Genomic DNA, 26,332 nt, shown 5'->3' with positions numbered 1-26,332 from the left:
TCCGGGGCAGACGGCTCAGGCCATGCGTCGGAAAAGCGCCAGCTTGCCCGGGGTGAAGGGCGGATAGCGGATGCTGGCGTCCAGGGCGAAGCCTCGCTTCAGCACGGCGCGCCGATGGCTGAAGGCCTCGAAACTGTAGCGTCCGTGGTAGGCGCCCATGCCGCTGGCCCCCACGCCCCCGAACGGCAGGTTCGGATTGGCCATGAAGATCACAGCATCGTTGATGGTGGCCGAGCCGGATCGCGTGGCGGCGATGATCCGGTCAACCGTCGCCTTGTTCCGGGTGAAGGCGTAGAGCGCCAGGGCAGGCGCGCGGGCGTTGATCGCCGCCAGGGGTTCGTCCAGCGTCTGATAGGGCAGGACCGGCAGGATCGGACCGAAGATCTCCTCGGCCAGAACCGGCGCATCGGCCGCGACATCCGTCAGGATGGTGGGCGCGACATAGCAGGCGTCGACATCGGCCTGGCCGCCCGTGACGGCGCGGCCGTCGGCCAGCAGGCGCTGCAGGCGTGCGGCGTGACGCACGTTGATGATGCGGCCGTAGTCGGGGCTCTGTCGTGGATCGGGGCCGAACATGGCCGTGACCGCGCGCTTCAGCTCCTCCAGCAAGCGGGCCTCGACCGAGGCGGCGACATAGACGTGATCCGGCGCGACGCAGATCTGGCCGGCGTTCAGGAACCGGCCCCAGACGATGCGCCGGGCGGCCACCGTCAGGTCGGCGGTTTCATCGACGATGCAGGCGTTCTGCCCGCCCAGCTCCAGCACGACTGGGGTCAGATGTCGGGCGGCGGCCTCCATGACGATCCGACCGACCCGCTCGCCGCCCGTATAGAAGATCAGGTCGAAACGCTGCTCCAATAGGGCTGTCGAGACTGCGGCGTCCCCCTCGACCACGGCGAAGGCGCGCGGGTCCAGATAGCGCTCCACCAGACGCTTCAGCAGGGCGGAGGACTGGACCGCCATCTCGGAAGGCTTGATGACCGCGCAGTTGCCCGCCGCGATGGCCCCGACCAGAGGGGCCAGCACCAGCTGGAAGGGATAGTTCCACGCCCCGATGATCAGGGTCACGCCGTAGGGCGCCGACTCGATAAAGCTCTTGCCGGGTTGGATCGCCAGGGGGGTGCGGGTCCGCTGGGGGCGGCTCCAGCGGCCCAGATGCTTGCGCGCGAGGGCCGCCTCGCTGGAGACCAGGTCGATCTCGGCCGTACAGGCCTCGGCGAACGGCTTGCCCAGATCCGCCTTCAGCGCAGAAGCGATCTCCGCTTCGTTCTCGACCATCATCCGTTCGAGGGCGGCGAGCTGGGCGCGGCGCCAGGCCAGGTCGCGCGTCAGGCCGCTGTCGAAGGCGGCCCGGAGGCGATCCAGGATCGCGGGGATCTGAGGGTCAGGGGTCTGAGGGGCAGGGGTCTGGTGCACAGGGGTCTGGGCCGCGTCTAACGACATGATCCCTCCAGTGAATCGATCCAGGACCGGATCAGGGCGACGCCCTCGTCATGGCGGGTCGAGCGGCCGATCTCGGGCATCATGACGGCCGGATGGGTCGAGTCCATGCGGTAGGCCATGATGGATTCATCCGCCTTGCCCGGCACGATGTCGAACCGCAGGTTCCCCGTGCCCGCGCCCGCCGCGACGGGCGGTTTGCACAGGCCGGCGGACCCAGACAGCGGCGAGGGCGCATCCAGATAAAGCCCCGAGGTGGCGGCGGCGCCCTTGGGGTTGTGGCAATGGCCGCAGTTGACGTCGAGATAGGCCCTGGCGCGGGCCTCGGTCGATGCGGCGGCGTCTGTCCAGGACACCTGGAGCGGCGCCTGGCCCGGATCGGCGACGCCCTTCAGATAGCCCATGGCGGTCAGGCGGCTCAGCTGGTTTTCCGTCCTGTCCGAATAGGCGAAGTCGCGGTTAAGCAGACGGGCCTTGGGGCCGATGGGCTGGATTTCGCGGGTGGCGACATTGGTCGCATGGCAGGCCGAGCACTGGGTCGCATTGGGGACGATGTAGGAGAAGGTTTCGTCCTTGCCGTCCGAGCCCGTCATCGTCAGGGGGACCGCGGCGCCGACGCGGTGCAGGACGGCGTCGGTCTGGGCCTCGTTCCAGAGATAAGTCAGGGCGGTCCATCCCTCGGGCCGGCGGATCAGCAGGCGGGTTTCGATCATGCGAACCTGCTTGAGCTTCAGGCCGTCGCCATCATGGAATTGCCTGGGGTCCGCCTGTTGCAGCACGCGACCCTTGGCGCCGGTCGGGTAGAAGAAGGTCTTGGTGATGACCGTGCCGACCGGGAAGGACAGCGCGTCGTCCGGCGTGTAACCGGCCGAAACGCCCGGCGGCATCCAGATGGTCCGCAGCTTCTGCGCATAGTCGGTGAACAGCGGCGTGGTCAGGTCATACGGCGTGACCCGGGCGCCGAGGACCAGAGCCCCGTCCGATGTCTGAACCATGCCCCATTCCCGAAGGGATTTGGGATTGTCGGCCTCGAAATAGGTCGGCTCCGCCAGAGGCTGGGCCGGGGGCGGAGGCTTGGAGCAGCCTGCTGCTCCGATCAGGAGCAGCAGGCCCAGCGAGAGCAGGTGAAGCGGTTTCATGGCCCGTGTCAGGCTTGCGGCAGGACGACCGGCTTGAGCCGGGGCAGGGTGCAGCGGTGCGGCGTGATGTCGGTGTTGGGCTTGGCGTATTTGTTGGGCCCGTCGACGTTCAGGATTCCGGCGTCGCCGTTGTCGATGCAGATCCGCAGGTCAGCGGGCAACTGGCCGTTCACCAGCTTCTTCGGATTGACATAGCCGTCCCACAGGATGTCGGGGAAGCGGCCGGTGGGGCCGAATTTGGCGATGCGCAGGGCCTGGAAATCCATGCCGTCCGGCGCATTGCCGCCGCCGCTGAAGCGGTTGTCCTTGATCAGGATGGCCTCGGGATAGGGGTCGAAGTCCGCGCTCATGGCGCCGTCGGAATAGCCGGCGGAGAACAGGGCCGAGATGATGATGTTGGCCGTCTTGTTGTCGGCGATCTCATTGTCGAAGATCTCGACCTGATCGTTGGAGTTGACGATCACGCCCGTGCCTGCGGGCACGCTGGCGACCGGGGTGCCGGCGTGGCCGAAGTTGCGCGTGTTGTTGGCGATCGCGCGGTTGTTATAAACGCGCGTCCGATAGCCGGCCTGCTGAAGCTGGGGCATGTTGAAGACCAGAATGCCGCCGGTGTTGTTGGTCGCCAGGTTTTCATAGACGTCCGCGTCGATGCAGTTCTCGATCTCGATGCCGGCCACGTTGAACTCGGCGCGGTTGCGGCGGACCACCACATTCTGCGACTGGCCGACATAGATGCCGGCGTCGGAGGCGCCGATCGCCACGCTGTCCTCGATCAGGACATTCTTGGTCTGAACCGGATAGATGCCGTAGGCGCCGTTTTCCGTCTTGGGGCCCTGGGTCCATTCCGTGCGGATCTTGCGCACGATGATGTTCTCGCCCTTGTTGATCTTGATGGCGTCGCCCTTGGTGTCCTCGATCGCCAGGTTTTCGATGGTGAAGTTGCTGGCGGTGACCAGCAGCCCCTGGGCGCCGGCCGCCTGGTTGCGGAAGTTCAGGATGGTCTTGTCCATGCCCTGGCCTCGAATGGTCACGCCGTCGACCACGAGGCTCAACTCAGTATCGATGGCGAAGACGCCGGCGGGGATCTCGATCACCGCGCCCGGCTTGGCGTCCATCAACAGCTCCATCAGTTCGTTCTGATAGGTGGTGTTCGCCTTGCTGAGGTCCGTGCCCTTCTCGGCCGGTTTCGACCCGCAGGCGCTCAGAAACAATATCGCCGCGACCGGCAGCCAGATGCGCATTTTCATGATGTCCCCTCCAGAACGCTCGTGAGTGTTCGCCCAGCCCAAGGCTTTCACAAGGTTCATTACGTCGCAAGAAGAAAATGAAACTGTTTCTGTTTTTGGCTACGCTCGACGAATCGTCGGGGTTGTCTCGATGGCCTTCGTCGCCATGACCTTCGCTCCCGCGCCGCAGTTTCGGCTCGGAAAGGCGTTGCTTTACGTAGGAGCAGGCGGCCACGAATGTGATTTTTCCGCGCGCGCCGCCATTGGGTCGCGCTTCCATCTACAGGGTCGCCTGACCCTTTCGTCCAGGGATGAAGCCCTATGCTGACCGCATCCGCACCGCCACGGTTCGCCATGATCGGCGGCGTTCGTATCCCCTTTTGGCGGCCCAGCGCCGCCTGGGCCGTTGGGGCGAACCGGGACCGGCTGACCGCCGCCCTGCGCGTCCATTGTCGCGAGGCGGCCGCAGGGCGCCGGTCGGCGTGGGCGGTCGAGAAATGAGCGCCGTGACTGATTCCGCTGACGACCTGGACCAACTGTGGGCCGAGCGTTTCTGGACGAAATTCTATCACAAGGGCGTGCCCCGCTGCATTGAGGACGAGCTGGCGCGCTGGACGTCGGTCCCTCAGTTGTTCGAGGCGGATGCGCTGAAGTTCGCCGGCCGGCCCGGCTTCGTCAGCCTGGGTTCGGCAGTGACCTACGGCGATATGCTGAAGGCGGCCAAGAGCTTCGGCGCGTGGTTGCAGTCGATCGGCGTGCAGCCGGGCGAGCGGGTGGCGCTGATGATGCCGAACTGCCTGCAGTATCCGGCGGCCCTGTTCGGCGCGCTGTTCGCCGGCGCCATCGTGGTCAACGTCAATCCGCTCTACACCCCGCGCGAGTTGAACCATCAGCTCAAGGACAGCGGGGCAGTCGTCCTGGTGGTCATGGACATGTTCGCCGCCACGGTGGAGCAGGCGCGCGAAGGGACCGATCTTCGGCATGTCGTCGTCACCGCCATGGGCGACATGATGGGCGGCCTGAAGGGCGTCGCCGTCAGCGCCATGATGCGTCATGTGCAGAAGATGGTTCCGACCTATCGCCTGCCGGGCGCGCATCGGTGGACGCGCCTGATGGCCAAGGCGCGGCGAATGAGCTTGCAGCCGGCGCCGATCAGTCCCGAGGACATCGCCTTCCTGCAATATACGGGGGGAACGTCAGGCGTGGCGAAGGGGGCGATGCTGACCCATCGCAACATCCTGGCCAACACGATTCAGGGGCGGGTCTGGCTGCTGGATCAGATTGATCAGACACGGCCTTTAGGCAATGTCACCATGCTGCCGCTGTACCATATCTTCTCGCTGACCGCGAACCTGATGATGTTCACCGGGGCGGGCGGGCGCAACATCCTGATCGCCAATCCGCGCGACGCCAAGCGGGTGGAATGGATCCTGCGCAAGGAGCGCTTCGTGGCCATGACCGGGCTGAACACCCTGTTCGTCAGCCTGATGAAAAGCCAGGCGTTTCGAGAGCGCGACTTTTCGGATCTGAAGCTGACCATCGCCGGCGGCATGGCGACCCAGAGCGTCGTGGCCCAGGAGTGGCAGGCGGTGACGGGCGCGCCGCTGATCGACGGCTATGGACTGACGGAGACGTCGCCGGTGGTATGCATCGGGCGCGTCGATCTGGAGCATCAGGAGGGGATGGGCTTCGACGGAACGGTCGGCCTGCCGGTGCCCTCGACCGAGGTTCGCATGCGTCGCGAGGACGGCAGCTGGGCCGGGATCGGCGAAGAGGGAGAGCTGCATGTGCGCGGCCCCCAGGTGATGCTGGGCTATTGGAAACGGCCCGACGAGACGTCCAGGGTGCTGTCGGACGACGGCTGGCTGGCGACGGGGGACGTCGGGGTGATGCAGGCGGACGGGCGCGTGCGTCTGGTGGACCGGATCAAGGACATGATCCTGGTGTCCGGCTTCAACGTCTATCCGGGCGAGATCGAGGATGTGGTCGCCAGCCATCCGCTGGTCGAGGAGGTCGCCGCCGTCGGCGTGCCGGATGCGGCGCAGGGCGAGCGGATCAAGATCATCGTCGTGCCGCGATCGCCTGAGTTGACGAAGGAGATGCTGATCGCCCACTGCCGCGCGCAACTGACCGGCTACAAGGTGCCGCGCATCGTCGAGTTCCGCAGCGAACCCCTGCCTAAGACGGCGGTGGGCAAGGTGCTGCGTCGCGAACTGCGCGGCTGATCGCGTTCAGCCTGCGACGGCTGTTGCGCGGTAGCGGGTGATCAGCAGGCCGAACGCCGCCGCCAGGGGAAACATCAGCACGCCATAGACGGCGCCCGGCAGGGTCATCTCCGGGCTGCGCAGCACCGATTGGGCGATGACGATGGCGAGGGTGGCGTTGTGCAGCCCGACCTCGAAGGCGCTGGCGATGGCCTGCGGGCGTTCGATCTTCAGCAGGCGCGGCACGGCGAAACCTATGCCCAGGCTGAACAGGCAGAACAGGATGACGATCCCCGCCAGGGCCTGGAAGTTGGCGAGCAGCACATCCAGGCTGGACGCCGCCGCGCCCAGGATCACCAGGGTCAGGATCACGATGGAGGCGATCCGCACCGGCTTGTCCATCGCCTGGGCGAAGCCGGGTTTCAGACCGCGCACCAGCATCCCCAGAGCCACGGGAACCAGCACGATCATGAAGACCTCGAGGGTCTTGGTCAGCTGCAGGCCGACCTTCATGTCGCCGGGCTGGAAATGGGCCACGGCCAGGTTGACGATGACCGGCAGGGTCACGACGGCGATGACGGAGTTGATCGCTGTCAGGCTGATGTTGAGGGCCACATCGCCGCGGAACAGGTGGCTATAGAGATTGGCCGTTGTCCCGCCCGGCGAGGCCGCCAGCAGCATCATGCCGACCGCCAGAAGCGGCGGCAACTGGAACGCCAGCACCAGGGCGAAGCAGATCGCCGGCAGCAGAAGCAGCTGACAGGCCAGGGCCACCGCCGCCGCCTTCGGCTGTCGGCCCACCCGGACGAAATCGGAGGGCGTCAAACCCAGGCCCAGGCCGAACATGATGATGCCCAGCGCGATCGGCAGCCCGATCAGGGTCAACGGCGAGCCCATAGGTCATTCCCCCTGTCGTCAGGTCCGCCCTGACAGCGCCCCTTCCGCCGCCGAGCCCGGAAGCTTCGCCAGCGGTATGGAGACCTTCCAGCACGGGGGCGTCGCGCGTCAAGACGGTTCGGAACAGGGCTGGAATCCGGCTAGAACGCCTTTCCTCAAGGCGAGCGGGCGCGGCCCGTGCTTGCTTGACGCAACGGCGGCGCGTCAGGATCGTTGGGGCCGGACGTGATACGGGGTGAAGCGATGGTGATCAGTGGGGTCGGGCTGTGCGTCGCGCTGGCTGCGGGGCCGATGGCGAGCAGCCAGGAGGCGGAGCGGCAGGCTCAACTGACCGCATCTGCGCCTCGAAACGCCGAGGCGTCCCGCACCCCGCTGAGCTATGCAGAGGCTGAGGCGCGGCTGCGTGCGACGTCCAGCCTGAACCGGGCGGCGGGCTATGCGGTAGAGGCGGCGGAGGCTCAGGCGCGCGCCGCAGACGGCCTGAACCGGCCGACGGTGTCGCTGGACGCTCAGCTGATCCGCTATCGCAAGACGTTCGACCTGTCGCTGGGCGAGCCGCTGGACCGGGCGCAGTCCGACATCAGCGCGGCCATTCCGGGTTTGATTTCAGGTCTGCCGGGCGTGCCGGGCGATGTTCTGGGCGTCGTGGAGCAGAGGCTGCAGGCGGCTCTGCCAGAGATTTTCGCCGCCCTGCCGCACGATATCCGGCTGCAGGTGGACGACACGACGTTTCGCCCGACGGTGACGGCGCTTCAGCCGATCTATACCGGCGGCGCCATTCCGGCCCTGCGTCGGGCGGCGGAGGCCAATCTGGATCTGGCCGAAGCCAAGCGTCGCGAAGCCGTCGATCTGGAAGGCGTCGGGCTGGCCCAGGCCTATTTCAGCCAGGTGCTGGCGGCGGAGGCGCTGAAGATCGCCATCGAAACGCGCGACGGCTTTGATCTGCATCTGGACAACGCGCGCCGCATGGAGAGCGAGGGGTTCCTCAGCCGCGCCCAGACGCTTCAGGTCGAGGTGGCGCGCGACGCCGCCCAGCGTCAGGTCAACCGCGCCGAACTGGAGCATGAAAACGCCGTCGCCTCGCTGGCGCGCGTGACGGACCTTGAGGACGGGGCGACGCCGACCACGCCCCTGTTCGTCAACCGCGGCCCGGTGGGACCGGCCGACCTGTTTGTGGACAGCGCGGGGCAGTCGAACGCGCGGGTCATTCAGGCGCAGGCGGGGCGCGATCTGGCCGAGGCGGGGGCGGATCTGGCCGCCTCGCGGCTGAAGCCGTCGGTGTTCGCCTTCGGGACCTATAATCTGAACCCCGATGATGCCCTGCCGACCGAGCCGGACTGGGCCTTTGGGCTGGGCGCGCGCTACACCCTGATGTCTTCGGTGGACCGGCGACGGCTGCTCGGCGCCGCGCGCGCCCAGGCCTCGGCGGCGTCTCAGATGGAGCGCAAGGCCCGCGACGACGCCCGGCTGATGGTCACGCGCGCCTATAATCAGGTCGATCTGGCCCGGCGGCAGTTCCTGAGCATGGACAGCAGTATGGAGGCCGCGCGCGAAAATCTGCGCGTGCAGGAGGTCGGCTTCCGCGAGGGCGAGGCGACGGCCGCCTCGGTGATCGACGCCCGCAACCTGTTGGGAACCGCGCGCCTGCAACGGGCGGCTGCGGCCTATGAATACGACCTGAGCCTGGCGGCGCTGCTGGCGGCGTCGGGCAACGGCCAGACCCTGAACGATTATCTGCAACGCGACGACCGGATCAGCGCCCCATGACTCAGCGCCCCATGAGCGAGACGCCTTCTTCGGCCTATACGCCGCCCAAACCCGCCGAGGCGCCGCCGCCGAAACCGCGCCGTCCGCTTCTGCCGTTGATCGTCGCGGCGGGGGTGGCGCTGCTGCTGGTCTTCATCGTCGTGGGTCTGTTCCTGGCCGCCCGTCCGGCGCCGAATCAGGTTCAGGGCATGGTCGAGGCCGAGACCTTCACCGTCGCCACCAAGGTGCCCAGCCGCGTCGAACGCTTCATGGCCGCCGAGGGCGATCAGGTGACGGCCGGGCAGGAACTGGCGCTGATGAGCAGCCCCGAGGTCGAGGCCAAGGACGCCCAGGCCCGCGCCCTGCTGCAGTCGACGCAGGCCATCCAGTCCATGAGCCGCGAGGGCGCCCGCGTCGAGGACGTGCAGACGGTCGAGTCCATCTGGCGCGCGTCACAGGCGACGGCTCGTCTGGCCGATCAGACCGCGCGCCGGGCCGAAAACCTGTTCGCCGAGGGCGTCATTTCCGCCCAGCGCCGAGATGAGGCGGTGGCCGCCCGCGCCGCTACGGCGTCTCAGTCCGAGGCCGCGCGCCAGCAGTATCTGAAGGCGCAGGCCGGAACCCGTCAGCAAGAGAAGTCGGTCGCCGACGCCAATGTCAGCGGCGCCCGCGCCGCCGTCGCCGAGGTCGAAAGCCTGCAGGGCGAGACCCGCCTGACCGCTCCGCATGGGGGTGAGGTGTCGAAACGCTTCGCCAATGTCGGAGAGCTGGTGCTGACGGGGGTGCCGGTGTTCACCATCGTCGATACGTCTGATCCGTGGGTCGCCTTCAGCGTGCGCGAGGATCAGTTCCGCGATCTGAAGATCGGCGCCACCGTGCGCGGCGACGTGCCGGCGCTGGGCGTCAAAGGCGCGGCTTTCCGCGTCACCGCCATCAGCCCGCAGGGCGAGTTCGCCACCTGGCGCTCGACCCGGCAGTCCAGCGGCTATGATGTCCGCAGCTTCCAGGTGAAGGCCAAGCCTGTCCGGCCGATCGAGGGCCTGCGGCCGGGCATGAGCGTCCTGTTCGACTGGTCGGCGCGATGAAGGGCGGGGCGGCCGTCTTTCTTGCGGCCGTTCAGGACGAGGCGCGGCGGCTGGCGACCCGGCCGTGGGACGCCTTCGTCGCCTTCGGCCTGCCGCTGATCCTGCTGGCGGTGATCGCGGCCATGCTGGCGCCCGGCGTGATCCGTCAGGCCCCGGTCGCCGTGGTGGATCAGGACAACTCGGCCTTCAGCCGGGCGGCGATCCGCAACATGGAGGCCAGCCCCGGCGTGCGGGTGGCCCATGCCCCGGCGACGGTGGATGAGGCCGTGGCCCTGATGCGGCGCGGCGAGGTCTACAGCATCGCGCACTTTCCCTCGGGCTTCAGCGAAGGCGCCTTCCGTCGTCCGGAGCAGGTGACGGTGTCGTTCAACGGCGCCTTCCAGACCGTCGGCGCCCTGTCAGCCCTGGGGCAGTCGGCGGCCATCGCCTCGGCCGCCGCGCCGCGGCTGGAGGAGCGCGCGCGCCAGATGGGCCTGCCCGCCACGGCGCTGGAGCCGCCGGTGGTTCAGGTGTCGATCATCGGCAATCCGCAGTTGAGTTTCGAACTGTTCCTCGGCGGCCTGCTGGCGCCCGGCGTGCTGCATCTGCTGGCGGCCTGTTCAGCGGTGCTGGCGGTGGGGCGGCTGATGCAGGGCGGCTCCTTCCAGACCTTCAGGGCCCAGAACGACGGGCGGACGACGGTGGCTCTGCTCGGGACGCTGATCCCGCATTTCGTCATCTTCACCCTGTGGGGGCTGGCGTGGATCGGCTGGCTGTGCGGGATCAGGGGCTGGGGCGTGGCGGGGTCGTTGCCCTTGCTGCTGCTGGGCGTGGTCGCCCTGATGGCCGTCAGCGTCGCCCTGTCGGCCCTGCTGGTCGCCTTGCTGGGGGACATCGACATGGCCTTCTCGGGCACCGCCATCTATTCGGGCGCGGCCATCGCCTTCTCGAACGGCACCCTGCCGCTGGATCACGGGCCGCGGTTCGCTCGGATCTGGAGCGACATCCTGCCCTACACCCACTATCTGCGGCTGCAGACCGGCCAGATGGTGACAGGCGCAGCGCCCGGCGGGGCCTGGCGCGACCTGGCGATTCTGAGCGTTGTCGCCGTGATCGCCCTGATCCTGGCCGCCGTGCTGGTCGGCCTGCGCGCCCGCCGCGCGCCCAAGGCCGAAGCGCTGGCCTTCCCCCTGCCCGAACAGGGCGTGGGCGTCGCCTTCATCGCCACCTTCCGCAATCTGCCGCGCGCCCGGCCTGTCAGCAGCCTGCTGATCCTGGCTGTGGTTCTGTACGCCTTCTACTATCCGGCGGCCTATGCCGGGCAGGCGGCGACGGGGCTGCCGGTCGCCGTGGTGACGCCGACGCAGAGCGCCCTGACCCGCGCCCTGGTCGAAGACCTCAACGCCTCCCACGCGGTCGAGGTCGCCGCCGTCCTCCCCTCGACCGCCGAAGCGTCCGACCTGATGCGGCGCGGCGTCGTCGACGGCGTGGTCATCCTGCCCGAGCGGTTCGAGGCCGATCTGGCGCGCGGCGCGCCCGACGGCGTGGCCGTCTGGCTGAACGGCGGCTATCTGGTCCGCGTCACCTCGGTCGGCAAGGCGGTCGCGGCCGCTGCGGCCCATGTCGCCGAGACGCGGCTGGAGGGCCTGCCTCAGGCCGCCCGCGCGGCAAAGCTGGTGCCGACGCTGAAGCAGGAGTCCCTGTTCAATCCGACGGAAGGGTATGGCGATTATGCTGTGCCGGCGGTCAGTCTGATCATTCTGCAGCAGACCCTGCTGCTGGGCGCCGGCGTTATCGCCGCCCTGCGCCGCGAGACCGGCGCGGCCCCCATGCGGCGCAGCGCAAAGCTGGGTCTGTGGTTGGCGCTCACGGCGATCGGCACGGCGTCCTGCTTGTTCTATTTCGGCTTCGTGTTCTGGGTGCAGGACTATCCGCGCGGCGGCGATCTAGGCGGGGTCGTCCTGTTGTCGCCCGTGTTCGCAGCCGGGGTCTCGGCGCTGGGGCTGCTGCTGGGCGGATTGTTCGATCGTCACGAGCGGGTCTTGCAGGTGCTGGTCGGAACCTCGGCGCCTCTTTTCTTTCTGGCGGGGGCGGCCTGGCCGCATTTCATGATGCCCAAGCTGCTGGTCTGGCTGGCTTACCTGTCGCCCTCGACCGCCGCCGTCCAGGCCTTTGTGCCGATGAACGCCATGGGCGCCAGTCTGGCGGAGGTCGCGCCTCAGGCGGCGGGGCTGGTGGCATTGGCGGCGATCTTCGGCGCCCTGTGGTTGCTGCTCGATCCGCCGCGTAGCAGCCTCGTCCGTCGCAGCGGTAAATGATTAGTTACAATTGACTAGTCCAAGATGAGTATCAACCTTGGGGATGTTGGCCTCTGGGGGGAGGTTTAAATGGCGAGATTGTGGCGATCAGCCGCAACTCCAGACATCGGAAGCGACAGTCTGGAATCTCGTTTAACAACCCATTCCCGGAGGCGAAGATGCGTACTTTGATGATCACTGCGGCCGCCACCGCCGCAGCAGCCCTGCTGGCTCTGCCCGGCGTTTCCAGCGCGCAAACCAATGTGACGGTCAGCACCAGCGTGACCAACTTCTGCGGCATCGGCCTGGCCAATGTGGCCGGCGGCAATGTCGCGGTGGCCAACGGCCAGCGCCAGAAAGTCACCACGCTGCGGATGTCGTGTAACGCCCCGACGGGCGCCAAGCTGACCTCCAGCGCCGCCAACGGCGACTTCAAGTCGGTCGACGGCGTGCTGATCAACTACGATTGGGACCTGGTGGTTCAGCAAGTGCCGACCCTGGGCTTCCCGGCTCAGGACACCTGGCCCGGCAGCCCGGCGATCGTCACCAACTCGGGCGGCTATAGCCAAGCCCTGGCTGACGGCATCTTCGCCGATCTGTTCCTGAACCTTTGCTACAACGTTCCGGGCGGCACCGGCGTCGGCGGCACGCAAGGCGACAACACCAACCCCGGTTCGACGGGCTGCGCGGCTGCGCCGTCTGGTCCGGGCGCGGCCACGGCCCCGGCCGGCACCTATACGGAGACCTTCACCTTTACGCTGAACCCGGCTTGATCGAGCCAGAACGGGGAGCCCGCAAGGCTCCCCGTTTTTCTTTCGCATTACTGCAGGGGAGATGCAGTTATGAGAGTTCAAGTCATCGCAGCTTCGGTGCTCTGTCTGATGATGGCCATGACGGCGCCGTCAGACACGCGCGCCATGGATGTCTCGCCGATGGTGGCCAAGATCACGCCTTCAGGAAGCGGATCCAGCTACCGACTGACCGTGCGCAACACCGCCACGGCGCCGGCCACGGTGGAGATAGAAGTTTATCGGATGAGGGTCGACGAAAACGGCGTCCGCAGCCTGGTCCCTGAAGAAGACGACATCGGCGTCTTCCCGGTGCAATCCGTCATCCCGCCCAATCGCGAACAGGTGGTGCAGGTGCGCTATCTCGGCGACAGCGGGCCGGAAGGAAAGATGTACCTGGTACGGGCGGCGCAACTGCCGATCAATATGCAGTCGATCACCGGCGAGGACGAGGCTGGAGCAGACGTCAAGCTGGCTTTCACGATCAACACCTATGTCTTCGTGGCGCCGACCAGCGCCAGGGCGGCGGTCGAGGTGACCTCCGTTTCCCGCGCGCCGAACGGCGACATTCTTCTGACGGCGCGAAACACGGGCGACGGCTTCGCCCATCTGCGCGAGGCGCGTTTCACGCTCAAGACGGCGGACGGGAAGACGCATGAGGTTCCTGCTGCCAATATTGATGTCGGAGAGGTTAGCGTGATGGCGGGCGGCGCCACGCGCAACATGCGTATCCCGGCTGCGCTGGCGGCTGACGCCAGCGGCGACGTGACCGCCTCGATCGTGCTGCTGTGAGATGTCCGGCCGCAAACGGATCTGGCGGCGCCTGGGCGCCGCGGCCTGCCTGGGCGGCAGCGTCGCCTCGGCCAGCAACGCCGAAGCGCCCTTCGCGGGGGATGAAGTCATCCGCACGGCGCGCAACTATTCCGAAGTCACCTACGGCGCCGCCGCCGTAGTCCCGGTCGAGCGAGACGCCCCTGACGTCCTGCTCGCCGCCGGCGCCGCGTCGAGTGTTCCCCCCGCGCTCGATGCGGCGGCCGGCGGACCCCAGGATCAGGCGCCCTCGGCCCGGCCGACGCCGGTGCTGAGCCCGATCCAGGGGCCGCTGACCCTCGATGGCCGCTATCTGGGCGACCTGGCGGGGGAGGTGGATCTGCAAGGCCAGGGGCTGGTCGACGCCGAGGGGCTGATGGACCTTCTGGGTCCCAGTCTGGCGCCCGCCCAGCGCGACCGGCTGAAGACGATCATCGCGTCGCAGAAGCGCGTCAACATGGCGGACCTGAGAGGCGAGGGCTTTTCCTTGAGCTTCGATCCACTGGCCCTGACCTTCGTAGCAGAACTGTCGGCCGGGGCGCGTGCGCGCCGGGACGTCAGCTTCAACCGTAACGAGTTGGTCGATCCGGCGGCCTTTGATCAGCCCGCCAATTTTTCGGCTGGCGCGAATATCACCATGGCTCAGCAGTATTCGCATTCGGAGAACAGCTTTGCGCCCCTGGCGGGCGGGGTGGACATGTTCGCCAACTTCGGCGGCTTCGACGGCGTGACGTTAACGGCAGGCGTCGACTACGACGGCTCATCCGATGAGCGCTGGCGCCGCCGCGAAATCCGCCTCACCAAGGATCTGTTCCAGTCGGCGGTGCGCCTGACCGCCGGCGAGTTCGCACCGCCGGTTGAGAGCTTCCAGGGTTCGCGACGATTTCTGGGCCTGTCGGCGGCGCGGGCCTATTCGACGATCCGACCGTTCCAGAACGTGCGGCCATCTGGGCGGCGCCAGTTCGTGCTGGATCGCCCCGCCCTGGTGGTGGTCGAGGTCAATGGCGTGATTATCGAGCGGCTGCGCCTGGACGCCGGGCCCTATTCACTGGGCGACTTTCCGTTCGGCCAGGGCGCCAACACCGTGCGCCTGCTGGTCGAGGACAATACGGGCCAGAGAGAGATCGCCGTGTTCGACCTGTTCGGCGGCGCAGGACTGCTGGACCCCGGCGTGCTGGATTTCGGCGTCTCGGCGGGCGTGCTGGAGGAGGGCGGATCGCTGGAATACGGCTCCGCCCTGGGCGCGTCGGGCTTTGTCCGCAAGGGGATAAGCGACGTGCTGACCCTGGGCGCCAACGCCCAGCTGGCCGAAGGACGTGGCCAGGCCGGCGGGCTGGCCGTATGGGGCAGCCGCCTCGGCCTGATCCAGGCGAGCGCCGCTGTCAGTCATAACGGCGACACGGGACGGCAGGGCTATATCGGCTCGATCGACTATCTGCGCGAGACGACGTTCGGCCGGGAAGCCGATCTTCGCCTTGTAGCGTCAATCCAGGCGACCAGCCGCTATTTCCAGAGCGCTTTCGAAACCAATGGCTTCAACCGTGAGAGATGGCGCGCCGCCGGCCAGGCGTTGTTGCGGTTCCGCGCCTATACGATGGGCTTTGGCGCAGCCTATGTGAAGGGGCGGGGCGAGCGGGATCGGACCGACCTCAATCTGAACTTCGGTCGCAGTTTCCGCCGTTTCGGCGTCAATATGACCGTGCAGCGCACGACCGCCCTGGACGGACGCGACGACACGCGGTTCGGCATCAACCTGACCACTCGTTTCGGCGGGCGGTGGAGCGGCGTGGCGCGTTACGATAGCCAGAACGACCTACGCGAGGTCGGCATTTCGCGCGCCTCGTCAGGCCGCCTGAACGATCTGAGCGGGGATCTGCGCTTCTCCGAAGACGGGACGCAGCAGACCATCGCCGGCGACCTGCGCTACATCAACAACCGCTTCGATGCGGAGATCATCTCAAACCGCCTGGTTTCGAACCTGAACGACGGCGAGACGCGGCAGGAGTCGCTGTGGCGGCTCTCGACCATGGTCGGTTATGCGAACGGCGCTTTCGGCATTGGCCGATCGGCGCGCGAAGGCTTCGTCATCGCCACCGGCCACCCGACATTGAAGGGCGCGCAGGTCAGCTTGACGGACTCCAGCGGCTATCCGGTCGCCAAAAGCGGCTGGTTCGGCCCGGCGCTGGCGGGCATTGATCGCGGCTATGGCGTCCGGCGCTACGAGTTGGAGGTCGATCCCTTGCCGGAGGGCTATGATCTCGGCGCCGGCGTGATCCAGGCCTTTCCTGGTTTCGGCAACGGCTATCGTTTTGTCGTCGGCAGCGACGCCTCACGCACGGCGCGGGGCTATCTGATATCGCCCGAGGGGCCGGTGGCCTTGATGGGCGGCCTGATCGTCCCGGCCGGTGCAAAGGACGACGCTCAGGGCAAGCCCTTCTTCACCAATCGCAACGGGCGTTTCATCGCCGACGGCCTGGCCCCCGGACAATATCGACTGGTGATCAAGGGGCGAACGGTGGGCGAATTTGTCATTCCGGACAACGCGGAAGGAGTAAGCGATGTGGGAGAAATCAAAACCCCTGGCCCGGTGTCATAGGGCGCAAGGGCGGCTGATGATCGGGACAGCGGGCCTGCTTGCGGCTGCAGCCTTGGCGTCCAGCGTCTCGGCCCAGACATGCGAGCTGGCGGCGCGGGACGGGCCGCAGACGGTGCGGATCGAGTACAACCCCTTCGACATCGGACCTTCGTCCGGAGCGCTGGACATCAACCTGGAGAACCGGGGCGACGCCGCCTGCGATGTGCGGATGTCGTTCACCGACGACGTCGGCGTTGAGGTCACCAGCGTAGTCCTGGGTAATGTGGGCGTGCAATTCCGGCCGCGTGAGGCGTCGGGCGTGCAGATGGCCGATGTGCAGACAGCCGTGTTCCAATATCAGCTCGCTCCGGGCGCCAAGGGGCAGGCCCAGTTCGACGCCGCTGTGGTGCAGGGAGCGGTGGCCGACGCCGGCGAATACGGCGTGAACCTGCGTCTGGTCGTGAAGACGGCGGACGGCGAACCGATCGGAGCGCCGATCCCGGTGCGGCTGATCCTTCAAGCGACGCCGAGGGCGCAACTGAATCTGGCGGGCGCAGCGGGAGCCTTCGGCACGGGCTCCAGCGTTGAGGTCGTGGATTTCGGCGAGGCGATCGCCGGCGTCACCCGGCGGATATTCCTTCAGGTCCGCGCCAATACGATGGCGACGGTGTCGGTTTCGTCTCAGCACGGCGGCGTCATGCGCCGGGTGGAGGAGGCGCCCGACGCCCCGGCCTTGCCCTACACAGTGGATTTGGACGGTGATGGTGTTGATCTGTCGACCCTGTGGACAAAACAGATTGATCCGCCGCGGACCCTGGCCGGTATTTCCATTCCGATGACCTTCATTTTGGGGTCTGTCGCCGGCGCCATGGAAGGTCGTTATGCGGACGTTCTGACGATAGACATCTCCCCCAAATGAACTGACCCATTTTGGGACTTTATAGCGGCGTGTTAAATTTCGTGCCAGAACGAATTTGTTTACAGCGCCAAGTATGCTGTTTGTCAGATCTGTGAAGTCATCGAAGTTTTTTATTTAGTGTTGATCAAACGTACCCACTAGGGAGAATCTTTAAAGCGCAGCTTATTAAAATCCCGATTTCTCATTTTGAACCTTGAAAAGCCACCGATACGCGACCAACAATGTGGAATTAGAGGATGCGCTGTTCAGCTTTCAGGAGCTGATGGTCCTTAGGGCCTGGCGTGCGGGAGGTTAGGGCGATGATCGGAGAGCAGACCACGACGACGCTTGGATCGGATACGGGGAGCCCCGTTGACGGGTTGTGGATAAGCCGATCTGAAGCGGCCTTCGGCGATATCCGCTCGTTCCATCCCCCTTCCGCGCCTCGCGATCTACCGGAAGCGGACGCTTGGTTTGAGGCCGATGATACGGCCCGCTTTATTCTGGATGCAGACGGTCGGGTTCTACGCACCAACGCCAAGGCGCGCGCCCTGGCCGACTGCGGCATGGTGGGGTCGCGCGGTCTGTTTATCTGCGCGGCGCATCGCAGCCGGGCGGAGCTGGACGCGCTGTTGCGGGACCTAGCCGATGGAAATCGGTCGAGCGGACGCATTCTGTTCCGCACCGGCGACGACGAGTGGTGCATCCTGGATCTGATGACGACGCCCGAGGCGCCGTGCCGAGTGTTCGCCACGGCCCAGCCGGTCAAACCGCTGGACGTGGCCAAGATCACGGCTCTCGGGGCGGTCTTCGGCCTGACCCGCGCCGAGACGGCGGTGCTGCTGCACCTGACCGCCGGCGCCACGCCCAAGGACATCGGCCGCAAGCTGGATATGTCGATCCATACCGTGCGGGCGCACCTGCGCTCGATCTGCATGCGGATGGGCGTCAAGGGCATCAACGGCGCCCTGCGGCTCAGTTTCCAGATGAGCTGACGCGCGGATCAGACGTCCAGGTCGGCGACGGCGAAGCGGGCGTTTTCCTGGATGAACTGATAGCGGGCCTCGGCCTTGCGGCCCATCAGGCGCTCGACCAGATCCTCGATCTCTTCCTCGCTGTCGGGCAGGGAGACGCGCGCCAGGGTGCGCTTCTTCGGGTCCATGGTGGTCTCTTTCAGCTGAGAGGCCATCATCTCGCCCAGGCCCTTGAACCGGCCGATCTCGGTCTTCTTGCCCTTGAAGACGGTGGCCAGCAGCTCGTCGCGGTGGGCGTCGTCGCGGGCGTATTCCGACAGGGGACCCGCCGAAATCCGATAGAGCGGCGGCAGGGCCATGTAGAGCCGTCCCTGACGGATCAGGTCCGGCATGGAGCGGTAGAAGAAGGTGATCAGCAGGGCCGCGATGTGGGCGCCGTCGACGTCGGCGTCGGTCATGATGACCACGCGCTCGTAGCGCAGGTCGTCGACGCTGAAGCGGCTGCCCGCCTGCACGCCGAGCGCCAGCATCAGGTCGGTCAGTTCGATGTTCTGGCGCAGCTTGTCCGCCGTGGCCGAGGCGACGTTCAGGATCTTGCCGCGCAGGGGCAGGATGGCCTGGGTCGTGCGGTCGCGCGCCTGCTTGGCCGAGCCGCCGGCCGAGTCGCCCTCGACGATGAAGAGTTCGGTGCCCTCGGCGGCTTGTCGTGAGCAGTCCGACAGCTTGCCGGGCAGGCGCAGCTTGCGCGTGGCGGCGGCGCGCTGGACTTCCTTGTCCTTGCGGCGGCGCAGGCGGTCCTCGGCGCGGTCGACGACGAAGCCGAGCAGGGCGTTGGCCTGTTTCGGGCTCTCGGTCAGCCAGTGATCGAAGGGGTCGCGCAGCAGTTGTTCGGCCAGGCGCGCGCCCTCGGGCGAGGACAGGCGGTCCTTGGTCTGACCCTGGAACTCGGGATTGCGGATGAAGATCGAGATCAGGGCGCCGGCATTGGCGATGACGTCTTCCGCCGTGATCTGGGCGGCGCGCTTCTCATTGATCAGCTCGCCATAGGCCTTCAGCCCCTTGACCAGGGCGGCGCGGAAACCGGCCTCGTGGGTGCCGCCGTCGGGGGTCGAGACGGTGTTGCAGTAGGAGGCGACGAAGCTGTCCGCGTCGCCGAAGCCGATCGGCGACCAGGTGACGGCCCATTCCAGCGCGCCGGCCTCGCCCTTGCGCTCGACGCGCCCGGCGAAGACCGGGGTGACGGTTTCCAGTTCGCCCACGCGCTCGGACAGGGCGTCGGCCAGGCCGCCGGGGAAGTGCAGCGTCGCCTGGGCCGGCGTCTGGTCGGTGATGCGCTCAGGGGCGCAGCTCCAGCGGATCTCGACGCCGCGGAACAGATAGGCCTTGGCCCGGGTCATGCGGAACAGGCGGGCGGGCTTGAAGGTCGCGCCGACGCCGAAGATCTGCTCGTCCGGCTTGAACCGGATCAGGGTGCCCTTCTTCTTAGAGGGGCCGACCTGCTGGATCGGGCCTTGCGACAGGCCGCGGCTGAAGGATTGGCGCCATTCGAAGCCGTCGCGCCAGACGGTGACGTCCAGGCTTTCCGACAGGGCGTTGACGACCGAGACGCCGACGCCGTGCAGGCCGCCCGAGGTCTCATAGGCCTTGCCCGAGAATTTGCCGCCCGAGTGCAGCACCGTCATGACGACTTCCAGCGCCGACTTGCCCGGATGGCGCGGGTGCGGATCGACGGGGATGCCGCGCCCGTCGTCGCGCACCGACAGATAGCCCTCGGCGTCCAGATCGACGGTGATCAGCTTGGCGTGCTTGGCGACGGCTTCGTCCATCGCATTGTCGAGCACTTCGGCGAACAGATGGTGCAGGGCGCGTTCGTCGGTGCCGCCGATATACATGCCGGGGCGTTTGCGGACGGGCTCAAGCCCTTCCAGCACCTCGATCGAGGAGGCCGAATAGCCGGTGGCGGCCGCCGTCGCCGTGCTGGCGTGGGACGTCAGCTCGACCTTCGGCTCATGCACCGGCGCAGGCGCTGCCTGAAGGGCCGCCAGGGGCGTCGCCGCAGGAGCGGGCGCCGCAGCGGGAGCGGCGGGCTTGGTCGGTTCGGCGTCGTCGAGCTTGGAAAACAGATCGTCCATCAGGGCATTTTGCGGCGATTCGGGGCAGGGTCTGGTAGGCTTCGCAGAGAGCGGGGGCAAGCGTCGCCTCATTCAGGCCTGTTGACCAACAGGTTGCGGGTCATCAGGGCGACGAACAGGGTCCAGGGCAGGTCCTGGTGCCGCATCAGCACGCTCTCCGACAGGCTGAGCAGCAGGAAGGCGGCCAGATAGGCCAGGCTCCAGTAGCCCTCCCGCCGACCCAGGCCGGACAGGCGGATCAGGACGGCGGACGAGGTCACGGCGACGACGGCGCCGACCAGGCCGACGCCCGTCCAGCCCAGTTCGGCGCGCAGGTCCAGCCAGCCCTGGTGAGCGGACGGCACGCGCCAGCCCGTCTCATGGCGGATCCATTCCATCGGCTCGGCGTGCGGCAGCCAAAAGGCGCTGTAGCCATAGCCGAGCCAGGGTTTGCGCTCGGTCATGCGGCCGATGGCGTCCCAGATTTCGGTTCGGCCGGTGAGGCTGGGGTCCTTGCCGAAGAGGGCCAGAATCTCCACGGAGAACTCGCTCCAGATCCACAGGCCGCCGAACAGGGCGACGCCCAGACACCAGACGGCGATGACGCCGAACACCGGCCCCATCCGCCGGATCGCCAGACACAGGACCACCAGCCCGGCGCCCAGCATCGCCATGATGAGGGCAGTCTTGGATTGCGATCCCAACAGCGCCAGGGCGCAGACGCCCAGCGCGATCAGCGCCAGGTTCCGGTCGACCTTCTGCTCCTGAGCGGCCATCAGGGCGGCGGCGGAGATCAGGCCCACGGCCATGACCATGCCCAGCTGGTTCTTTTCATACCACAGGCCGCGCCACATCCCGGCGTTGACGTCGGCGTGCACGCCGAAGCCGGGAAAGGCGAAGACGGAGATCAGGCTGCCGACGCCAAGGGCCAGGAAGGCGGCGGTCAGCATTCGGGGCAGGGCGATCCCCCGAAAGACCGCGCCCAGATAGATCGCGAAGACGCCGGTCAGAACCAGGGCCAGCACGCGGCGCTCGGTCACCTCGGGCGCCTGGGACCACAGGCTGGACGCCAACGCCAGAACCGCCATCAACAGCAGGGGAATGAAGGCGGGCCAGGCCGCCGCCATCCGGCGCGCGCGAAACGCGGCCAGCCCCAGGATCACCAGATAGATCGGCGGCCAGATCAGCCGAAGCACCGGCGTTTCCTGCTGCTGTGGTGCGAAGATCGGGCCGAGCAGGGCGCCGGACAACAGAGCCAGAATCAGAGCCGCCGCCGCCTGTTCCCACAGGGTGGGGGTGTCGGAGACCGGACGTCGAAGGGCGTCGGCCCCCGTCACGCCTTCTCCACGAAGGTGTCGATGACCTTCTTCTCGCCGGCCTTGTCGAAGGTGACGACCAGCTTGTTGCCCTCCACCGCGCGGACGTGGCCGTAGCCGAACTTCTGGTGGAAGACGCGGTCGCCGCGCGACCAGCCGGACGCCGCCTTGGGATCGGCGGTGGCGATCAGGCGGCCTTCGCCCTCGATCACGGCGCGGCGGGCGTAGGCGGGCTTGGGCGTCTGGGCGGCGGTGTAGGTCTGGGCGCGCTTCCAGCCGGGGCTGGAATAGCCGCCGCCGAACGAGGGAGCCTCGTCCCAGCGGCTCTTGGCCTCCTTCATCCCGCTCGAGGTGCCGTAGTAGCCGGTGTCCGACTGCGGCTCGACGTGGGCGAGGGGCAGTTCATCGACGAAGCGGCTGGGCAGTTGCGAGGTCCAGCGGCCGTAGACCATGCGGTTGGCGGCGAAGCTGATGCGCGCATCCTGCTTGGCGCGGGTGACGCCGACGTAGGCCAGGCGGCGTTCCTCCTCCAGCCCCTTCACGCCCTTCTCGTCGATGCTGCGTTGGCTGGGGAAGACGCCTTCCTCCCAGCCCGGCAGGAAGACCAGGGGGAACTCCAGCCCCTTGGCGCCGTGCAGGGTCATGATCTGCACCGAGCCCGAGCCGTCGGCGTTCTCGTCGCGGCGCTCCAGATCCATGACCAGGGAGACATGCTCCAGATAGGCCTGCAGCGTCTCGAATTGCTGCATCGACTGGGTCAGTTCCTTCAGGTTGTCCAACCGCGTCTGGCCGCTGGTGCGGTCGGCCTTCTGCATGGCGGTATAGCCGCTCTCGTCCAGCAGGGTCTCCGTCACCTGCCAGTGCGGCGTGCCCATGGCCATCAGGTCGCGCCAGCGGTCCAGGTCGCGCACGAAGTTGGCCAGCGGCGTGCGGGTGCGGGCCTGAAGCTCGTCCGTCGTGATCAGGTGACGCACCGCCCGCATGGCCGAGACGCCGTTCTCACGCGCGATGTGCAGGATCTTCTGGACGCTGGTGTCGCCGATGCCGCGCTTGGGCGTGTTGACGATGCGCTCGAACGCCAGGTCGTCGTCCTCGGACTGGATCAGCCGCAGATAGGCGTGGGCGTCGCGGATTTCGGCCCGCTCGAAGAAGCGCGGGCCGCCGATGACGACATAGGGGATGGCCAGCATCAGGAAGCGTTCTTCAAACGCCCGCATCTGAAATGACGCGCGAACAAGGACGGCCATGTCCTTGTAATTCATGCCCTGCTTGCGCGCGGTCTCGATCTCGTCGGCGATCAGGCGGGCCTCGGCCTCGCCGTCCCAGACGCCGCGCACGCGGACCTTGTCGCCGCTGTCGTCCTCGGTCCACAGGGTCTTGCCCAGTCGGTCCTGATTGGCCGCGATCAGGGCCGAGGCCGCGCCCAGGATGTGCTTGGTCGAGCGGTAGTTGCGCTCCAGTCGGATGACCTTGGCGCCGGGGAAGTCGCGCTCGAAGCGCAGGATATTGTCCACCTCGGCCCCGCGCCAGCCATAGATCGACTGATCGTCGTCGCCGACGCAGCAGACGTTGCCGGTCGAAGAGGTCAGCAGCCGCAGCCACAGATACTGGGCGACGTTGGTGTCCTGATATTCGTCGACCAGGATGTAGCGGAATCGGCGGCGATATTCCTCCGCCAGATCAGCGTGTTTGGACAGGATGGTGATGTTGTGCAGCAGCAGGTCGCCGAAGTCGCAGGCGTTCAGCGTCGCCAGCCGCGCCTGATAGGCGGCGTAGAGCGCCGGGCCCTTCCCGTTGGCGAAGTCCTCGCCCGGCGGCAGCTTGTCGGGCGTCCAGCCGCGGTTCTTCCAGTGGTCGATCATATGGGCCAGCGACTTGGGCGTGAACCGCTTGGTGTCGATGTTGGCCGCTTCCAGAAGCTGCTTCAGCAGCCGCTCCTGATCGTCCGTGTCCAGGATGGTGAAGCTGGACTTCAGCCCGACCAGTTCCGCATGGCGACGCAGGATCTGTGCGGCCACCGAGTGGAAGGTGCCCAGCCAGCGCAGCCCCTCGGCCGACGGGCCGATCAGGTGGCCGATCCGTTCGCGCATCTCGCGCGCAGCCTTGTTGGTGAAGGTGACGACCAGCAGCTCCCACGGCTTGGCCCGGCCGGTCGCCAGAATGTGCGCCAGACGGGTGGTCAGGACGCGCGTCTTGCCCGTGCCGGCTCCGGCCAGCACCAGAACCGGCCCCTCGGTCGTCTCCACCGCCTCGCGCTGTTCGGGGTTGAGCCCGGCCAGATAGTCGGACGCCGCGCCTTGCGGAGCACCTTGCGGACTCTGGGCGCGGGCGAGGTCGGAAATACGGGGAGCGGGCAGGTCGGTCACAGGGGCGGGTACTCGGGACAGCGTCTGGGCGTCTGGGGCGGGCGTGGCGCCCATGCGGAATCTGGAAGAGGAGAACATAAGCAGCACAGCGGCCAAAGTCAGTCCCCTTCAGCTAGGGAATGAACGGAACCGTGAAGCCAGAGCATCGTTGTCCCAAATGACAGGGACTACATAGGAAGGGATGCCGGATGGCGGAGAACTCAAGCAGCGGCGGCAACGCCGGTCTCGCCTTTATCGTAGGCGGTTTGGTGGTGGTGGTGGCCATACTGGCCTGGTTCCTGCTGGGCCGAGGCGCCGCGCCGGAGACCAAGAACGTCGATGTCGACGTCAAGCTGCCTGAAGTTTCGGCGACGGCCGTCCCGGGCGGCAACTGAGGTCGCGCGATGACGGACCCTAACCTTCCGCCCGAGCGCGTCGTGCATCAGACGACCATCAACACCGCCCCGCCGCCACGCAAAGGCGGGGGAGCGGGCCTGGCCTTCCTGGTGGGCGGGCTGCTGGTCGCCGTGGCGATGATCGCCTGGTTCGTCTTCGCCGGGGGACGCGCGCCTGCGCCGGAGGCGCCGAACCTCGATGTGGACATAAGCGTACCCGCGCCGCGCATGCCCGACGTTCCAGATCGCCCCGCGCCGCCGGAACTTCCCCGCCCCAGCGAGACCCCTCAGGTGACGACGCCGGAACCCAAGGCCTGACGCCGTGACGGTCGGCCTGAAGCGCGTGTATGAGACTCCGTCTCAGGCGGACGGGACGCGCATTCTGATCGACCGCCTGTGGCCCCGCGGGCTGAGCAAGGACAAGGCGCAAGTCGACCTCTGGCTGAAAGAGGTCGCGCCCAGCACTGAGTTGCGCCAGTGGTTCAACCACGATCCCGAAAAATGGCCCGAGTTTCAGCGTCGGTACCGCGCCGAGCTGCGGGCGAAGGGGGAGGCGGTCTCCCAGCTGAAGGCCGCGCTGGCGAGCGGTCGAGCGACTCTGCTCTATGGTGCGAAAGATGAAGCGCACAACGACGCCGTCGTGCTCGCGGCCTTTCTAGGCGGCGCCTGAGCCGGGCGGCTCACGCCAGCCCGGCAGGCGGGCCCGACTATTTCAAGCGGTAGCTGATCGTCGTGACCACGCGCACCTTCTTGTTGGGGGAACTGGCCTCGTCGCCGGTTCCGTCGCGCGATAGGATCTCGAAAGACCCCTGGCCGGCCGTCTTGATGGGGCCGAGCGGCGCGCCGGAATCCTTGGCGAACTGTTCAGCGCCGCTGCGCGCGGCGGCGGTGGCCTCGGCGATCATAGCCGGTCGCACGTCGTTGAGCTTGGTGAAGATGTAGGACGGGCCGTTGAAGTCCTGCAGCACCACGCCCTGACGCACCAGATCGTTCAGGTTGCGCGTCGTCGTCTGCACCCGGTCCACGTCGGTGGTGCGCACGATCACGGTCTGGGTCAAGATGAAGCGCGGCCCGCCGGTCTGGCTCATGTATTCGCGCGAACGGGTGTCGGCGACGCCCAGTTGGCCCAGGTCGACCGCATCGTCAGGATAGCCCTGCGCCTTCAGGAACTGGCGCACGATGGCCAGGTCGCCGTCGATGCGGCTCTGGACCTCGGAAAGCACGTCGCCCGAGGTGGTGAAGCGGATCGGCAGGACGGCCAGGTCGGCTTTCACGTCCTTTTCCGCCAGGCCGCGCACCGTGACGGAGCGGTCGCCGGCGCGGGCGTTGACCACGCCCTGTCCGATCAGGGCGCCGCCGCCGATCAGGCCGATAGCCACCAGGCCGCCGAAGACAGCCGCCGGGATGAGGCGAGCGGTGTCGATGCGATTATCGCTCATGGGGTCTTCTCTTCTGCAAAGCTGCGGTCGCCGCCCGCCCATTGCAGGGCCAGGACGCGGCAGGATGACGCCAGGGGGCGGCGGCCCCGCCAGTCGTCGATACGGATCATCAGTCCGGCGCGGCTCAAGGAAAGCTCCGCCCCGATGGCGTCCAGAATGGCCCAGAACTCAGGCTCCAGCGCCACCGATGTGGCGTGGCCTGACAGCAGGACGGATCGTTTAATGAGACCGCTCAAGGCTTACCGCACGCCCACCATGACGATGTCGGCGCTGTTCGACGCGCCGCGGGTCAGCACCGAATGGCGTGTGTCGGTCGTGAAGCGCAGGGCGCCGGCGGCATCGCGAATTTCTGCTCGGGCGGCGTATTCAAAGCGGCTGTCGATCTCGTCGTTCGGAACGGACAGGGTGACGGCGTAAGGGGGCGCGCGGCCATCCAAAGGCTGCCGCGACTCGGCGAGCACGCGCGATGGAGCGTCCGCGCGACTGACGTCCTCGATCCTGACCGTCAGGGTATGGCCGGCCGGCAGCATGATGCGCTCACGATAGGTCGCGGTGACCCGGACTTCGGTCGTGTCGCTCGACGGTTCGGGCGAGGTGGTGCAGGCTGCCGCCATCAGGGCAGGGATCATGACGAGCGGGGCGAGAAAAGAGCGCATCAGCGCCTCCAT

The 26,332-nt window shown here is 67.2% G+C and carries 23 protein-coding genes; 13 read left to right on the top strand and 10 right to left on the bottom strand.

All coding sequences use genetic code 11. The annotated features are described in order from the left end of the window. Positions 1 to 15: 15 nt before the first annotated feature. Genes PIB44_RS09845 through PIB44_RS09835 form a run of 3 tightly spaced genes read right to left on the bottom strand, consistent with a single transcriptional unit; the run spans position 16 to position 3,826 of the window. Entirely contained in the window at positions 16 to 1,443 is a 1,428-nt protein-coding gene (locus PIB44_RS09845; RefSeq protein ID WP_278069242.1) for an aldehyde dehydrogenase family protein, read from the bottom strand. After that, entirely contained in the window at positions 1,434 to 2,579 is a 1,146-nt protein-coding gene (locus tag PIB44_RS09840; protein ID WP_278069241.1) for an SO2930 family diheme c-type cytochrome, read from the bottom strand. Before PIB44_RS09840 ends, PIB44_RS09845 begins: the two co-directional genes overlap by 10 nt. An 8-nt stretch (positions 2,580 to 2,587) precedes the next feature. Then, complete coding sequence (locus tag PIB44_RS09835; RefSeq protein WP_278069240.1) at positions 2,588 to 3,826, bottom strand: parallel beta-helix domain-containing protein; 1,239 nt, start codon at positions 3,824 to 3,826, stop codon at positions 2,588 to 2,590. Between the two features lie 25 nt (positions 3,827 to 3,851). Here PIB44_RS09835 and PIB44_RS09830 point away from each other — a divergent pair, with 25 nt between their 5' ends. Both PIB44_RS09830 and PIB44_RS09825 read left to right on the top strand, forming a co-directional pair. Then, complete coding sequence (locus PIB44_RS09830) at positions 3,852 to 4,133, top strand: hypothetical protein (RefSeq protein WP_278069239.1); 282 nt, start codon at positions 3,852 to 3,854, stop codon at positions 4,131 to 4,133. Positions 4,134 to 4,302: 169 nt separating this feature from the next. Further along, entirely contained in the window at positions 4,303 to 6,030 is a 1,728-nt protein-coding gene (locus PIB44_RS09825; protein ID WP_278069238.1) for an AMP-binding protein, read from the top strand. A gap of 6 nt (positions 6,031 to 6,036) precedes the next feature. On the opposite strand, the gene PIB44_RS09820 is transcribed toward PIB44_RS09825, so the two are convergent. Further along, positions 6,037 to 6,906, bottom strand: a complete 870-nt coding sequence (locus PIB44_RS09820; RefSeq protein ID WP_278069237.1) for a bile acid:sodium symporter family protein — start codon at positions 6,904 to 6,906, stop codon at positions 6,037 to 6,039. A 243-nt stretch (positions 6,907 to 7,149) separates the two neighbouring features. Between PIB44_RS09820 and PIB44_RS09815 the strand changes: the two genes are divergently transcribed. From PIB44_RS09815 to PIB44_RS09780, 8 genes are all read left to right on the top strand, one after another. After that, positions 7,150 to 8,673, top strand: coding sequence for a TolC family protein (locus PIB44_RS09815; protein WP_278069236.1), 1,524 nt, complete (start codon positions 7,150 to 7,152; stop codon positions 8,671 to 8,673). Next, on the top strand, positions 8,670 to 9,737 hold the full coding sequence (locus PIB44_RS09810) for an HlyD family secretion protein (protein ID WP_278069235.1): 1,068 nt from the start codon (positions 8,670 to 8,672) through the stop codon (positions 9,735 to 9,737). Before PIB44_RS09815 ends, PIB44_RS09810 begins: the two co-directional genes overlap by 4 nt. Further along, positions 9,734 to 12,034, top strand: a complete 2,301-nt coding sequence (locus PIB44_RS09805) for an ABC transporter permease (RefSeq protein WP_278069234.1) — start codon at positions 9,734 to 9,736, stop codon at positions 12,032 to 12,034. Before PIB44_RS09810 ends, PIB44_RS09805 begins: the two co-directional genes overlap by 4 nt. Positions 12,035 to 12,192: 158 nt before the next feature. Beyond that, the gene (locus PIB44_RS09800; protein ID WP_134581194.1) at positions 12,193 to 12,786 is read left to right on the top strand and encodes a hypothetical protein; all 594 of its coding nucleotides are present in this window, start codon (positions 12,193 to 12,195) and stop codon (positions 12,784 to 12,786) included. 69 nt (positions 12,787 to 12,855) lie between these two features. Continuing rightward, complete coding sequence (locus PIB44_RS09795; protein WP_134581193.1) at positions 12,856 to 13,593, top strand: fimbrial biogenesis chaperone; 738 nt, start codon at positions 12,856 to 12,858, stop codon at positions 13,591 to 13,593. 1 nt (position 13,594) lies between these two features. After that, on the top strand, positions 13,595 to 16,207 hold the full coding sequence (locus tag PIB44_RS09790) for a fimbria/pilus outer membrane usher protein (RefSeq protein ID WP_278069233.1): 2,613 nt from the start codon (positions 13,595 to 13,597) through the stop codon (positions 16,205 to 16,207). A gap of 16 nt (positions 16,208 to 16,223) precedes the next feature. Then, a complete protein-coding gene (locus PIB44_RS09785; protein WP_278069232.1) occupies positions 16,224 to 17,105 on the top strand; it encodes a hypothetical protein in 882 nt (293 codons plus the stop codon). A 299-nt stretch (positions 17,106 to 17,404) separates the two neighbouring features. Continuing rightward, the gene (locus PIB44_RS09780; protein ID WP_278069231.1) at positions 17,405 to 18,079 is read left to right on the top strand and encodes a helix-turn-helix transcriptional regulator; all 675 of its coding nucleotides are present in this window, start codon (positions 17,405 to 17,407) and stop codon (positions 18,077 to 18,079) included. Positions 18,080 to 18,087: 8 nt separating this feature from the next. Here PIB44_RS09780 and PIB44_RS09775 read toward each other — a convergent pair whose 3' ends face one another. The 3 genes from PIB44_RS09775 to PIB44_RS09765 form a co-directional block, all read right to left on the bottom strand. Continuing rightward, on the bottom strand, positions 18,088 to 20,190 hold the full coding sequence (locus PIB44_RS09775) for a DNA topoisomerase IV subunit B (RefSeq protein WP_278069230.1): 2,103 nt from the start codon (positions 20,188 to 20,190) through the stop codon (positions 18,088 to 18,090). Between the two features lie 68 nt (positions 20,191 to 20,258). Beyond that, positions 20,259 to 21,506 (bottom strand): O-antigen ligase family protein, encoded by a 1,248-nt coding sequence (locus PIB44_RS09770; protein WP_278069229.1) that lies wholly within the window; start codon positions 21,504 to 21,506, stop codon positions 20,259 to 20,261. Then, on the bottom strand, positions 21,503 to 23,905 hold the full coding sequence (locus PIB44_RS09765) for an ATP-dependent helicase (RefSeq protein WP_278069228.1): 2,403 nt from the start codon (positions 23,903 to 23,905) through the stop codon (positions 21,503 to 21,505). Before PIB44_RS09765 ends, PIB44_RS09770 begins: the two co-directional genes overlap by 4 nt. A gap of 134 nt (positions 23,906 to 24,039) precedes the next feature. On the opposite strand from PIB44_RS09765, the gene PIB44_RS09760 reads away from it, so the two are divergent. From PIB44_RS09760 to PIB44_RS09750, 3 genes are read left to right on the top strand one after another with little or no spacing between them, the layout of a single operon-like run. Further along, the gene (locus tag PIB44_RS09760) at positions 24,040 to 24,225 is read left to right on the top strand and encodes a hypothetical protein (RefSeq protein ID WP_278069227.1); all 186 of its coding nucleotides are present in this window, start codon (positions 24,040 to 24,042) and stop codon (positions 24,223 to 24,225) included. Positions 24,226 to 24,234: 9 nt separating this feature from the next. After that, positions 24,235 to 24,543: a hypothetical protein gene (locus PIB44_RS09755; RefSeq protein ID WP_253121247.1), complete on the top strand. Its 309-nt coding sequence runs from the start codon at positions 24,235 to 24,237 to the stop codon at positions 24,541 to 24,543. A gap of 4 nt (positions 24,544 to 24,547) precedes the next feature. Further along, on the top strand, positions 24,548 to 24,895 hold the full coding sequence (locus PIB44_RS09750; RefSeq protein WP_278069226.1) for a DUF488 domain-containing protein: 348 nt from the start codon (positions 24,548 to 24,550) through the stop codon (positions 24,893 to 24,895). Between the two features lie 37 nt (positions 24,896 to 24,932). Here PIB44_RS09750 and PIB44_RS09745 read toward each other — a convergent pair whose 3' ends face one another. The 3 genes from PIB44_RS09745 to PIB44_RS09735 are packed head-to-tail and all read right to left on the bottom strand — an operon-like array spanning position 24,933 to position 26,320. Continuing rightward, positions 24,933 to 25,664 (bottom strand): SIMPL domain-containing protein, encoded by a 732-nt coding sequence (locus PIB44_RS09745; RefSeq protein ID WP_278069225.1) that lies wholly within the window; start codon positions 25,662 to 25,664, stop codon positions 24,933 to 24,935. Beyond that, the gene (locus PIB44_RS09740; protein WP_025977485.1) at positions 25,661 to 25,900 is read right to left on the bottom strand and encodes a ribbon-helix-helix domain-containing protein; all 240 of its coding nucleotides are present in this window, start codon (positions 25,898 to 25,900) and stop codon (positions 25,661 to 25,663) included. The genes PIB44_RS09745 and PIB44_RS09740 overlap by 4 nt, the downstream gene beginning before the upstream one ends. A gap of 3 nt (positions 25,901 to 25,903) precedes the next feature. Continuing rightward, complete coding sequence (locus PIB44_RS09735) at positions 25,904 to 26,320, bottom strand: YbaY family lipoprotein (RefSeq protein ID WP_278069224.1); 417 nt, start codon at positions 26,318 to 26,320, stop codon at positions 25,904 to 25,906. Positions 26,321 to 26,332 lie beyond the last annotated feature (12 nt).

The organism is Brevundimonas sanguinis (assembly GCF_029636725.1).
In the GTDB taxonomy this organism is placed as follows: Bacteria; Pseudomonadota; Alphaproteobacteria; order Caulobacterales; family Caulobacteraceae; genus Brevundimonas; species Brevundimonas sanguinis.
Note: the sequence above shows the minus strand (reverse complement) of the source record. Positions and strands in the feature narration are given on the sequence as shown.